Source organism: Pseudoalteromonas sp. TAE56 (assembly GCF_000497955.1).
Taxonomy (GTDB): Bacteria; Pseudomonadota; Gammaproteobacteria; order Enterobacterales; family Alteromonadaceae; genus Pseudoalteromonas.
Window position 1 is genome coordinate 1 of record NZ_AUTN01000092.1, and the last position, 13292, is coordinate 13292.

Below are 13292 nucleotides of genomic sequence, written 5' to 3' on the forward strand. Positions count from 1 at the left end.
TCACTCAACCCAACCTTGTATCTCTTCTTGATGAGTGTTTAGCTAGCACTTGTCACATCGGAAGACAGTGAGCTCGTACCCAACCAGAGTGTGAAAATGCTGTGACGTAGATTGAGCCCTGACTTCCTAACCTCCATTAAACTGAATGGTATCCTAGCGCCCCAACTAAGGGTGACGCTGCATGTACAAGGGGAGTAGATAGAGATGAAAGCTTTTATTGGCATTGATGTGGGTAAAGAAAAGTTAGATATTTCCTGGCTACGCGATGTAGTCAAAAGTAAAAAGAAAACGAAGATTTTTAAAAATAACCCGAAGGGCTATCAAGAGTTAGTTGCCTGGTTGATAAAGAATACAAATTTAGAAGCACAAGATATTGTTATTACAACAGAGCCCACAGGTGTTTATAGCGAGCCGCTGATGTATTTCCTATATGAGCAAGGATTTATTTTATTACATGTAAATCCTGGTAAAGCAAAACAGTACGCAAGTTCATTAGGGCTTGTCCATAAGACAGACAAGTCAGACGCCACAATGCTTGCTCGTTATGGTCATGACCAACAGCACTCACTTTTAAGTTGGCAGCCTGAGCCTGTTGAAGCGAGAGAGTTAAAAGTAATGACGCGTAGACTTGAAGCACTTGAGCAAGACTTACGTCGCGAAGAAAATCGTTATGAAGCTGTTGGTTTCTCAGGTGCATCTACTCGAGTTACTCAGTCAATTGAAGATATGATAGCTGTACTAAAAACTGAGATGGGTAAGCTAAAAAATGACATTGATGAGCATATTGATAGACACCCACAATTAAAAAAGAACCGCCAATTGCTTCAAAGTATCAAAGGTGTTGGAGAGGTAATATCACGTATGATGGTGTCCTTGATGGCATGTAAACAGTTTAAAAATGCCAAGCAATTAGCTTGTTACTTAGGCTTAATACCTAAGCTTAATGAGTCAGGCAAACGGGCTGGAAAAACAACCTTAAGCAAAGAAGGGCCTGGGTATATAAGGGCTAAATTGTATATGGCTGCTGTAGTAGCTGTACAACATAATCCAGATATAAAAGCCCAAAATAAGCGATTAGTGGAGCAAGGTAAAACAAAAATGCAGGCAATTGGTGCTGCAATGAGAAAGCTGACACATATCTGTTTTGGTGTTGTGAAGAATCAAACTGAATATCAGCCCCAAGCTATTTAAAGAAAGCTTGAGGCTGATTAGAAGAGATGGTATCTACGTGTTACTCATCAATTGAGCGTAGTAGAGCGTTGATGCCTACTTTTTCACGTGTTTGCTTATCTACTTTTTTCACGATGATTGCAGCATAAAGGCTGTGAGTGCCATCTTTTGACGGCAGTGCACCTGGTACAACTACTGCGCCTGCAGGTACGCGGCCGTAGTGAATTTCGCCAGTTTCGCGGTCATAAATACGGGTACTTTGGCTGATGTAAACACCCATTGAAATAACTGCGCCTTCTTCAACAATTACGCCTTCAACAATTTCAGAACGAGCGCCAATAAAGCAGTTGTCTTCAATGATGGTTGGGTTAGCTTGTAGAGGCTCTAAAACGCCGCCTATGCCTACGCCACCTGATAAATGTACGTTCTTACCAATCTGTGCACACGAGCCTACAGTCGCCCATGTATCAACCATGGTGCCATCGTCAACGTATGCGCCAATATTTACATAAGATGGCATAAGTACAACATTTTTACCTACAAAGCTGCCTTTACGTGCTACAGCGTTTGGTACTACGCGCATACCGCCTTGCTGAAACTGCTCTGGGGTGTAGTCGCTAAATTTAAGCGGTACTTTGTCGTAAAACTGGTTTACGCCGTCGTTCATTGGTTGGTTGTCGCGAATACGAAACGACAGTAGCACTGCTTTTTTAAGCCACTGGTGTACAACCCATTCACCTGATATTTTTTCAGCAACGCGTGCTGCGCCGCTATCAAGTAAATCAAGTGCGTCGATAATAGCTTGTTTTACGTCGCTTGATACTGTGCTTGGGCTAATGCTATCGCGGTTATCCCATGCGTTTTCGATCATCGTTTTTAAATCTGACATGTGTGTCCTCTATTCTGTTTCGGCGTTGAATTTTTTACGTAATGCCTGATGAATTTTTGCTTGCTCTTCATCAGTCAGCGCTTGGTATTCGTTATTTGATACAACAAAGAAATCCTCGGCACGTTCACCTACCGTTGTAATACGGGCAGCGTGAATGTGTAGTAAATGCGCTTGGAAAACTTCGGCTATTTTGGTTAGTAAACCTTGTATATCGACAGCTTGAATTTCTATTAAGCTGCGGTCTTTGCGTGCATGTGGGCGCAACACAATTTTAGGTTTAATATTAAAATCTTTAAAACGTTGAGAGCGGCTCTTTTTAAAGCGAATCTTTTTACGTGGATCGCTCAGTGCTTGCTCAAGCCCGCGTTTAATTGATTGTGCTCGACCACTTGCAATAGGGTCACCACTTACTTCAAGTATTACAAAGCTAAACAAGACGTAACCGTCTTTAGTGGTCAGTACTTGCGCATGTTGTATTTGTGCTTTTTTAGAGCCAATTACACTTACTAATCGGGCAAACAGTGGGCCAGAGTAGGGGCTGTATACAAATACTTGTGTGCCACCATGCATAGCTTTGTTAGATACAATAACACTTGGCTGGCTTAAGTCTGTGCTACTTAATAAATGCTCACTTTGCCATGATATTTGCTGTTCGCTAAAGGCGGTAAAGTAGTTAGCTTTAAAGCGGCTCCAAATTAAATCAATTTTTTCCTCGGCATAACCCAGATTTATCAAGCGTTGTTTAGCTTGGTGCTTTTTATCGCGAATTTGGTCGCGTTGATCCATTGGGTTTTCGAGCCCTAGACGCAAAGCGCGTTGCGTGTGTAAGTATAGCTCACGCAGTAGGGTGTTTTTCCAATCGTTCCACAAGTTGTCGTTGGTTGCACGTATGTCGGCAACGGTTAAACAATATAAGTAGTCGAGTTGGCGCTCTGTTTTAACGCGCGTAGCGAAGTCTTTTATTACAGCAGGGTCGTTAATATCTTTACGCTGTGCGGTAACCGACATAAGTAAATGGTTACTAACAAGCCATGCTATTAGTTTTCCATCTGATGACGCAAAACCATGTAATTTAGCAAATGCTATTGCATCAACAGCGCCAAGTTCTGAGTGGTCACCACCTCGGCCTTTAGCAATGTCGTGAAATATACCGGCTAAATAAAGTAACTCTGGTTTGTCCATTCGAGTGACTATTTCACTACAAATCGGAAACTCGCTAATGCCTGTTTTATCAAAATATTCGTAAATATTTTTGATTAATTTGTGGGTGTGCTCATCTACGGTGTAAGCGTGAAACAAATCAAACTGCATTTGCCCAAATATATTACGCCACTGCGGTAAGTACGCGGCAAGCATGCCGTGCTTGTGCATTAACGTAAATGCGCGGCCCATGCCGTTAGGGTGTTTTACAAGGCGTAAAAAGGCTTCACGACAGGCTGCATAATCTTGTAAGTCACCCAATAAACGACGGCGCACTTGGCGAATAGTACGAATAGTACTTGGGTAAATATGCGTTATTGCTGGGTTATCGGCTATGTGCTCAAACAATACAAAGAGTTGGTCACGTCTAAAAAATACCGACGGATCTTTTACGCGTATTTGATGGCCTACTTGCTCAAAGTTTCTGTCGAGTTCTATTGCTACCACAGCACTACTTTCGGGCATTATACTTTGCTCAAAGTATGAAAGTAGCATTTGGTTAAGTTCGCGCACGCGGCTCATTATTCTAAACAAGCGCTTCATCATACGCTCAACAGAGGCTTTGCCGTCGCTACCAAAACCTAAAATTTCGGCGGCTAGCGGTTGATGATCAAACAATAAGCGGTTTTCCGCTCGACCTGCAGCTAAATGCAGTGCAAAGCGAATGTTCCATAGGTTTTCTAGGCACTCAGAAAGCTCTTGAAATTCTTCGTGAGTTAAGTATCCGTGGCTTATTAATTCTTGCAGGGTTTCGGTTCTAAAGTGCTTTTTTGCCACCCAAATAATGGTTTGTAAGTCGCGCAGACCACCTGGGTTTTCTTTAATGTTTGGCTCAAGATTATACGCGGTGCCGTGGCACTTTCTGTGGCGTAAATTTTGTTCTTGAACTTTGGCAGTAAAAAATTCGCCTGAGCGCCATACTGGCGTTTCAAGAATATGCATTTTGAGTTTTTCAAACTCAATGTGGTTACCAAAAATAAGGCGACTTTCGAGCAAGCTGGTGGCAAAAGTAACGTCTTCACGTTTTTGCTCAATGGCTTGTTCTATCGTGCGCACGCTGTGACCAATCTCTAAGTTGAGATCCCATAGCATGGTAACAAACTGGCCTATTTTTTCGCATATTTCTTCGCTTGGCGGTTTAGTTACAAGCAATAAAAAGTCGATGTCGGAGTAGGGGTGTAGCTCGCCACGTCCGTACCCGCCCACAGCTATTAATGCTAAATCAGGTTCGCGTGCTAAGTCGTAAACATGAAAAAGCTTAATGAGTAGGCGGTCAATAAACTCAGCCCGGGCATTAATTAAATTCCCAACCGGTTGTTTAGAAAATTCGTTATGTAACCATTTATAAAAATAGCTAGAACAATCGCGATAATCACTAAGTTGCTCAGCATCGCTAAGCAACTTTTTTACTTTGTTGGGTAATGCCACGTGGGCTGGCTCCTAATTTCTTATTTATTATTAGTGTTCTATGATCCTGTCGATTGTATCATCTGATCGTAGCGTTAAAATTTCAACACCATTTTCAGTCACTAATAATGTGTGTTCCCACTGTGCAGACAAACTACGGTCGCGTGTAACTACTGTCCACTCATCTTTAAGAAGCTTACATTGGCGTTTACCCGCATTAACCATAGGTTCAATAGTTAAACACATACCTGCTTTTAAGGCTTCGCCAGTACCGGCTTTACCGTAATGCATTATTTGTGGTTCTTCATGAAATCCTGCGCCAATACCGTGGCCGCAATACTCACGTACAATTGAGTAATTAAAGCTCTCTGCATATTTTTGAATTGCTTCACCAATATCACCTAAACGCACACCTGGTTTTACCATTTTAATAGCAAGGTATAGGCTTTCTTGTGTTACTTCTGCAAGACGTTTAGCTTGAATATTTGGTGTACCAACGTGGAACATTTTAGATGTATCGCCGTGGTAACCATCTTTAATGACCGTTACGTCAATATTAACGCTGTCACCTTCTTTTAATGCTTTGTCATTTGGAATTCCGTGACAAATAACATGATTAACTGACGTACAAACTGATTTTGGAAAGCCATGATAATTTAACGGAGCAGGGATTGCTTGTTGCACATTAACAATATAATCATGACAAAGTGTATTTAGCTCATCGGTGGTAACACCTGGCACTACATGAGGGCCGATCATTTCAAGTACATCGGCCGCTAAGCGCCCAGCTACGCGCATTTTCTCTATTTCTTCAGGGGTCTTGATAATAGCGCTCATTGAGGCTCCAAAGTTGAGTTTTTAACATTTATCGCCGAACAAATTTTGCACGCGACGTTGAGTATTTAATTTTAATATGGTATAAAGCGCGCCGTCTTTTTACAAATAAATTCTTAAATGATTTTTTGTATTTAAGGCAAACACAATTTTATTTTAACACACACACGTATCGTCACATACACTTGGGTGCATTTGAAGTTTAATTACTTCGGTGTTGGTGCTATGGGATATGTGGAGGCCTAACCCTAAACAACTATAGAGGATCTATAAAATGGCAAACGTTTCAATGCGCGATATGCTTCAAGCTGGTGTTCACTTTGGTCACCAAGCACGTTACTGGAACCCTAAGATGAAGCCTTTCATCTTCGGCACACGTAACCGTGTACATATCATCAACCTTGAGCAAACTGTACCAATGTTCAACGACGCACTTAAGTTTTTATCAAGTGCTGCAGCAAACAAAGGTAAAGTTCTTTTCGTTGGTACTAAGCGCGCAGCAAGCGACGCAGTTAAATCAGCTGCTTTAGAAAGCGACCAGTTCTTCGTAAATCACCGTTGGTTAGGTGGTATGTTGACTAACTGGAAAACTGTACGTCAATCAATCAAGCGTCTTAAAGACCTTGAAGCACAAAGCCAAGACGGAACTTTCGAGAAGTTAACTAAGAAAGAAACGTTAATGCTTAACCGCGAAATGGAAAAGCTTGAAAAGAGCCTTGGTGGTATCAAAAACATGGGCGGTCTTCCAGACGCGCTTTTCGTTATCGATGCTGACCACGAGCACATTGCTATCCGTGAAGCAAACAACCTAGGTATTCCTGTTGTTGCAATCGTTGATACTAACTCTAACCCAGACGGTGTTGATTACATCGTTCCAGGTAATGATGATGCTATCCGTGCTGTAAGCCTTTACACTAGCGCTGTTGCAGCTGCTATTACTGAAGGTCGCGAGAATAACATCGTTGCTCAAGCTGAGAAAGACGATTTCGTTGAAGCTGAGTAATTAGCTGTCATCAAGTCTTCATCTTTTTAAGGTGAAGACTTGCTATTCTTGTCGAGCGGGTAACCCGCTTATCTAACCTGATTTCAGATTTGAGGATTTACTAATGGCTGTAACTACTGCCCTAGTTAAAGAATTACGCGAGCGCACAGGCGCTGGCATGATGGATTGTAAAAAAGCGTTAACTGAGACTGATGGCGACATCGAGTTAGCGATTGAAAACATGCGTAAAAGTGGCGCTGCTAAAGCTGCTAAAAAAGCAGGTAACATTGCTGCTGAAGGTACTATCATCATCAAGCAAAACGCTGGTGTTGCAGTGCTAGTAGAAGTTAACTGTCAAACAGATTTCGTTGCAAAAGACGTAAGCTTCTTAGCATTTGCTAATAAAGTTGCTGACGCTGCAATTGCTGACACTATCTCTATCGAAGACTTACAAGCTAAGTTTGAAGAAGACCGTGTTGAGCTAGTTACTAAAATTGGCGAAAACATCAATGTACGTCGTTTACAGTACGTAACTGGTGAAAACCTAGTTGAGTACCGTCATGGCGATCGTATCGGTGTTGTTGTTGCAGGTGTTGCTGATGAAGAAACACTTAAGCACGTTGCAATGCACGTTGCTGCATCTAGCCCTGAATACCTAACACCTTCTGATGTACCTGCTGACGTTGTTGAAAAAGAAAAGCAAGTACAAATCGAAATCGCGATGAATGAAGGCAAGCCTGCTGAAATCGCTGAGAAGATGGTTGTTGGCCGTATGAAAAAATTCACTGGTGAGGTTTCTCTTACTGGTCAAGCTTTCATCATGGAGCCTAAAAAATCTGTTGGCGATATTCTTAAAGAGAAAAACGCAACAGTTACTAGCTTCGTACGTGTAGAAGTTGGTGAAGGTATCGAGAAGAAAGAAGAAGATTTTGCTGCTGAAGTTGCTGCTCAAATCGCTGCTGCTAAAGCTAAGTAAGATTACTATTTGTGAAGCAAAAGGAAATTAGATGCAATTAAAGTACTATTTGGTTTTGCTTCGCAGCTAGAAATTCTTTAAAATAACCGCGCTTTTATGTTTAACATAAGCGCGGTTATTTTTTATCCATAATTCAATAAAAGTTGGCCCCAATACTATGACTATCAATCGCAAACCTATTTTTAGACGTGTTCTTCTCAAATTAAGTGGTGAAGCTTTAATGGGAGACGAAGGCTTCGGCATCGACCCTAAAGTTTTAGACCGTATGGCACAAGAAATTAAAGAGCTAGTTGAGCTCGACGTAGAAGTGGGTTTAGTTATTGGTGGAGGTAACTTTTTACGCGGTGGGTCACTTGCAGAAGCAGGTATGAATCGCGTAGTGGGCGATCACATGGGTATGCTTGCAACGGTTATGAACGGCCTTGCAATGCGTGATGCGCTACACCGTGCATTTGTAAATTGTCGTTTGATGTCGGCTATTCCGCTTAATGGTGTATGTGACGCTTATAACTGGGCTGAAGCAATTAGTTTATTGAAAACTGGCCGCGTTGTTATTTTTGCAGCGGGTACTGGTAATCCATTTTTTACTACCGATTCTGCAGCATGTTTACGCGGTATCGAAATTGAAGCAGATACAGTAATTAAAGCGACTAAAGTTGATGGCGTATACAGTGATGATCCTGTTAAAAACCCAGAAGCAACGCTTTACAGCCATTTAAGCTACAATGAAATCATTGAAAAAGAATTAAAAGTTATGGATTTAGCGGCATTTACTTTAGCCCGCGATCACAATATGCCATTGAGCGTATTTAACATGAATAAATCAGGCGCGCTAAAACGCGTAATTATGGGTGAAGAAGAAGGAACACTTATTTCTTCACAAGCCTCAGATGAAATAATCAAATAATTAGGATTACACCGTGATTAACGATATTCAAAAAGACGCGCAAGCGCGTATGCAAAAAAGTGTAACAGCACTAGGTAGCCAATTATCTAAAATTCGTACTGGCCGTGCACATCCTGCAATTTTAGATGGCATTATGGTATCGTACTACGGAGCACCAACGCCTTTAAACCAAGTTGCTAATGTAACAATTGAAGATTCTCGTACACTGGCTATTGGTGTATTTGATAAGTCTTTAGCGCAAGCTGTTGAAAAAGCAATTATGGCGTCTGATTTAGGTTTAAACCCTATGTCGGCAGGAACTGTTATTCGTGTACCACTTCCTCCACTTACAGAAGAACGTCGTAAAGACCTAATCAAAATTGTACGCGCTGAAGTTGAAGGCGGTCGTGTTGCTATTCGTAACATTCGTCGTGATGCTAATGGCGATGTAAAGGGTTTATTAAAAGATAAAGACATATCTGAAGATGAAGCGCGTCAATCAGATGATGCGATTCAAAAGCTTACTGATAAGTTTATTAAAGAAATGGATACTTTATTAGCTGCTAAAGAAACAGAATTGATGGAAATCTAAGCAACTAAAATTATTAGTTTTGAAACGCCGTCTAGGGTATACTAGGCGGCGTTTTTTTATGGAATACTCGATATTTATGGTTCTAGATGCTGACACAATTTCACAGCAATGTTTACCCAAACATGTTGCTATCATCATGGATGGGAACGGACGTTGGGCGCAAGCTAGAAATAGACCTCGTGTGTATGGGCATAAAAAAGGCGTAGACGCAGTTCGTCAATCTGTTCAGTTTTGTACTAAATTAGGGATACAATCGTTAACCTTATTTGCTTTTAGTAGTGAAAACTGGCGCCGCCCTGAAGACGAAGTAAACACTTTAATGGAGCTTTTCTTATTTGTTTTAACAAAGGAAGTTAAAAAGCTTCATAAAAACAATGTAAAACTGACCATTATTGGAGACTTATCACGATTTTCTGAAGGATTACGTAGCAAGGTAGACGCTGCGCATAAGCTGACTGAAAATAACACCGGGCTGTGTTTAAATGTTGCAGCCAATTATGGTGGTCGTTGGGATGTTGCCAATGCGGCTAAACAACTTGCTTTGCAAGTTGCGCAGGGCACACTCAACGCAGAAGATATTACAGAAGAGCGCTTAGCACAGCATATGAGCATGGCAGATCAGGCAGAACCTGATTTGCTTATTCGCACTGGTGGCGATGTTCGTATTAGTAATTTTTTACTATGGCAAGTTGCTTATGCAGAACTTTACTTTACCGAGACACTTTGGCCTGATTTTAATGAAGCAGCATTTGCTGAGGCCATTGCGTGTTACGTTGCCAGAGAGCGACGTTTTGGTTGTACGGGCGAACAAATAAAACAATTACTCGCTCAAACCTAAATAGAATAAGGGTCACATTTTGTTAAAACAACGAATTTTAACCTCACTTGTGCTTGCACCATCAGCATTGGCTTTGGTTTTTTATACACCGCTTACGTTATTTAGTTACTTTGCTGGTGCAATCGTATTATTAGGCGCATGGGAATGGTCTGCATTTATGGGCTTATGTAACAAGCTCAAACGTGGCGCCTTTGTTGTGTTGATTGCAGCCTTACTTGGCCTGCTTAATTTACATTGGCCTATTGAATCATTATGGGAAAATGGCAAGCTAGTAGGTGATGCAAATTATTTATTTACGCTTTCGTTTGCTTGGTGGATTGTTGCTAGCTATTTAATTTGGCGCTACCCAGAAATGGCTAAGGCGTGGAATGAAGGCTTAGTTATGCGCGGCATTGCAGGTTTATTAACGCTTGTACCGTTATGGCTTGCACTAAATACATTACGCAGTGCGCAGTACGTTGAATCAACTCATTTTGGTTCAGTACTAATTTTAGTCGTACTTGGTATTGTATGGAGCGCAGATGTGGGTGCTTACTTTACAGGCAAGAGTTTTGGTAAACATAAATTAATGCCTAAAGTAAGCCCTAATAAAACAATTGAAGGGTTAGCAGGCGGTGTAGTTGCTTCTATTATTTTTGTACTAGCATTTTGCCACTTTACCGATGTTGATTTAGTTGTATGGCCTGTGTACGCGATAATGACAGCATTTATTGCTTTGTTTTCTGCGGTAGGTGATTTACTGGAAAGCATGTTTAAACGCGAAGCCGGTTTAAAAGATAGCGGTCGATGCTTACCAGGGCACGGCGGTATTTTAGATAGAATTGACAGTCTAACGGCTGCTGCTCCAATGTTTGTTATGTGCTATGCGTGGACTCTTAGTTTATGAGCCAAAAGCAATTGCTGGTTATTTTAGGCGCAACAGGCTCAATTGGTTTAAGTACACTTGATGTTGTATCGCGCAATAAAGAGTTATTTGATGTTTTTGTTTTGGCTGCAGGACAAAATGCAAAAAAAATGGCGGAGTTGTGTATTGAACATGAGCCGCTTTATGCAATTATGGCTAACCAGCAGGCCGCAGAGCAGTTATCTGCTTATTTAGCTAATACCCAGTGCCAAACTCTTGTTATGCACGGTGAGCAAGCAATGAGCGATTTATGCGCTCACCCTGATGTTGACATTGTAATGTCGGCAATTGTAGGTGCAGCTGGCTTACTGCCAACATTAAGTGCTGTTGAAGCAGGTAAAAAAGTACTGCTTGCTAATAAAGAATCTTTAGTTATGTCGGGCCAGTTGTTTATTGACAAAGTTAAACAACATAAAGCCACTTTGCTGCCAATAGACAGCGAACATAATGCAATTTTTCAATGCCTACCTTCTTCGTTACAAAATGCCAAAGGCGATCAAAAACTACAGCAACATGGCGTAAGTAAAATTTTGCTTACCGGCTCTGGTGGCCCATTTTTAACGCGCGATATAAACACATTAAAAGATGTAACCGTGAGTGAAGCTGTAGCGCACCCTAATTGGTCGATGGGTCAAAAAATATCAGTAGATTCCGCAACTATGATGAATAAAGGCTTAGAGTTTATTGAAGCTAAGTGGTTATTTAATTGTGATGCGAGTGATATTGATGTGGTTATTCATCCGCAAAGTATTATTCATTCAATGGTGCAGTACCACGATGGTTCTATTTTAGCGCAAATGGGTAACCCCGATATGCGCACTCCAATTGCCCATGCACTTGCATATCCTGAGCGAATTAGTGCGGGTGTTAAACCGTTAAACTTCTCTGATATTTGTGATTTTTCGTTTACTAAACCTGATTTTTCTCGTTACCCAAATTTACAATTAGCGATTGATGCGTGTAGTGCAGGGCAGGGCGCAACAACAACGGTTAACGCAGCAAATGAAATAGCTGTGGGCGCGTTCTTAAGCGGTAAAATTGGTTTTACCGATATATACAAAATAAATGCACAGACGCTAGAAGCTGCAACTTACACCAATGTGCAAAGCCTAGATGAAATTTTAGAGTGTGATAAATTAGCGCGTATTAGCGCTTCAGAATTTATAACAAAAGTGGCGCATTAATATGTTTGATTTTTTTTGGAATCTTGGCTCGTTTATTTTAGCGCTTGGTATTTTAGTGGCCATACATGAATATGGCCATTTTTGGGTTGCACGAAAAATGGGCGTTAAAGTGCTGCGTTTTTCAATTGGTTTTGGTAAGCCACTGTTAAAATGGCATGACAAATATAATACCGAATACGTGATTGCCGCTATTCCATTAGGCGGATATGTAAAAATGCTTGATGAGCGAGTTGATGACGTACCAGCAAATCAACGCCACTTGTCGTTTAACGCTAAATCTGTACAAGCCCGTATTGCTATTGTTGCTGCGGGACCAATGGCTAACTTTTTGTTTGCCATTTTTGCTCTTGCGGTGATGTATATGGTAGGTGTGCAGTCGGTAAAGCCGGTTGTTGGCAGCATAACCGAAGGCAGTCGCGCAGAGCAGGCAGGCATTATGCCTTCTCAACATATTATAAAAATTGGTGATGATGACATAACGACATGGCAAGATGCCACGTTTGCGCTTATGTCTAACTTAGGCGAAGAAAGCGTTGAAGTTATTGTTCGTGATAAAAACCTGCAACCACGTGTTAAAACGCTTAATTTAGAGGGGTGGAAGCTTGATCAGCGAGACGTACCACCACTAAGTTCGTTGGGTATTGTGCCATTTAGACCTCAGGCAACTTTAACAATAGCCGCCGTAACTAAAGACTCAGCCGCAGAACACGCTAATTTACAAGTTAACGACACAATTTTAGCTGTAAACGGTGAAACAATAAGCAATTGGCAGCAATTAGTTAATCTTATTACGCAATCAGCTAACAAATCTTTACAATTTAGTGTAAAAAGACAAGATACTATACAAGCCATTACAGTTACCCCTAAAGGGCGCATAGATAATAACGGTATTGAGCAAGGCTTTTTAGGTGTTGCTCCCGTTGTTCAGCAATGGCCTGATGGTTATGTAGAGACTAGACATTACGGCCCGCTCGATAGTATCGTGCGAGGCACAAAAGAAACGTGGCGCTTAATTACTCTCAGTTTTGACATGATTGGTAATTTAATTACAGGCCAGGTTTCGGTTAAAAATTTAAGTGGTCCTGTGGGCATTGCAGTCGGCGCTGGAACTAGCGTAAGCTATGGGTTAGTGGCCTTTTTAAGCTTTCTAGCTTTAATAAGCGTTAACTTGGGTGTATTTAATTTATTACCCTTACCAGTGCTTGATGGTGGACACTTAATGTATTACATAATTGAACTTTTTCGTAAAAAGCCGGTCTCTGAAAAGACACAAGAGTTTGGTTTTAAAGTGGGTGCCTTGTTGCTCATTTTTCTAACATGTTTCGCTTTGTTCAATGATGTATCGCGTTTGTAGTTACAGCGTGGCAAATTACTAATTAGAACACGATTGTAAAGCACCACTAGTAAGGTGTTATGCGGTAATACAGTTG

At 41.2% G+C, this 13292-nt stretch carries 12 protein-coding genes; 9 read left to right on the top strand and 3 right to left on the bottom strand.

Features of this window, described 5'->3' with window-relative positions; translation table 11 throughout:
• The first annotated feature begins 204 nt into the window (after positions 1-204).
• Positions 205-1191, top strand: coding sequence for an IS110 family transposase (locus L656_RS0109670; protein WP_024599051.1), 987 nt, complete (start codon positions 205-207; stop codon positions 1189-1191).
• Between the two features lie 40 nt (positions 1192-1231).
• On the opposite strand, the gene dapD is transcribed toward L656_RS0109670, so the two are convergent.
• From dapD to map, 3 genes are read right to left on the bottom strand one after another with little or no spacing between them, the layout of a single operon-like run.
• Positions 1232-2059 (bottom strand): 2,3,4,5-tetrahydropyridine-2,6-dicarboxylate N-succinyltransferase, encoded by an 828-nt coding sequence (gene dapD / locus L656_RS0109675; protein ID WP_002958324.1) that lies wholly within the window; start codon positions 2057-2059, stop codon positions 1232-1234.
• Positions 2060-2068: 9 nt separating this feature from the next.
• A complete protein-coding gene (glnD, locus tag L656_RS0109680; RefSeq protein WP_024599055.1) occupies positions 2069-4687 on the bottom strand; it encodes a [protein-PII] uridylyltransferase in 2619 nt (872 codons plus the stop codon).
• Between the two features lie 30 nt (positions 4688-4717).
• Positions 4718-5503, bottom strand: a complete 786-nt coding sequence (gene map / locus L656_RS0109685) for a type I methionyl aminopeptidase (RefSeq protein WP_024599056.1) — start codon at positions 5501-5503, stop codon at positions 4718-4720.
• A 271-nt stretch (positions 5504-5774) separates the two neighbouring features.
• On the opposite strand from map, the gene rpsB reads away from it, so the two are divergent.
• The 8 genes from rpsB to rseP all read left to right on the top strand — a co-directional run bounded on the left by rpsB (position 5775) and on the right by rseP (position 13216).
• On the top strand, positions 5775-6503 hold the full coding sequence (gene rpsB, locus L656_RS0109690) for a 30S ribosomal protein S2 (RefSeq protein WP_024599057.1): 729 nt from the start codon (positions 5775-5777) through the stop codon (positions 6501-6503).
• A gap of 103 nt (positions 6504-6606) precedes the next feature.
• On the top strand, positions 6607-7458 hold the full coding sequence (gene tsf / locus L656_RS0109695) for a translation elongation factor Ts (RefSeq protein WP_008168613.1): 852 nt from the start codon (positions 6607-6609) through the stop codon (positions 7456-7458).
• 157 nt (positions 7459-7615) lie between these two features.
• Positions 7616-8365, top strand: a complete 750-nt coding sequence (gene pyrH, locus L656_RS0109700; RefSeq protein WP_024596498.1) for a UMP kinase — start codon at positions 7616-7618, stop codon at positions 8363-8365.
• Between the two features lie 49 nt (positions 8366-8414).
• Entirely contained in the window at positions 8415-8936 is a 522-nt protein-coding gene (frr, locus tag L656_RS0109705) for a ribosome recycling factor (RefSeq protein ID WP_206006177.1), read from the top strand.
• A gap of 58 nt (positions 8937-8994) precedes the next feature.
• Positions 8995-9774: an isoprenyl transferase gene (locus L656_RS0109710; RefSeq protein ID WP_024599059.1), complete on the top strand. Its 780-nt coding sequence runs from the start codon at positions 8995-8997 to the stop codon at positions 9772-9774.
• A 19-nt stretch (positions 9775-9793) separates the two neighbouring features.
• On the top strand, positions 9794-10660 hold the full coding sequence (locus tag L656_RS0109715) for a phosphatidate cytidylyltransferase (protein ID WP_024599060.1): 867 nt from the start codon (positions 9794-9796) through the stop codon (positions 10658-10660).
• Positions 10657-11862 (top strand): 1-deoxy-D-xylulose-5-phosphate reductoisomerase, encoded by a 1206-nt coding sequence (ispC, locus tag L656_RS0109720; protein WP_024599061.1) that lies wholly within the window; start codon positions 10657-10659, stop codon positions 11860-11862. The genes L656_RS0109715 and ispC overlap by 4 nt, the downstream gene beginning before the upstream one ends.
• A gap of 1 nt (position 11863) precedes the next feature.
• Entirely contained in the window at positions 11864-13216 is a 1353-nt protein-coding gene (gene rseP / locus L656_RS0109725) for a sigma E protease regulator RseP (RefSeq protein ID WP_024599062.1), read from the top strand.
• The last annotated feature ends 76 nt before the right edge of the window (positions 13217-13292 follow it).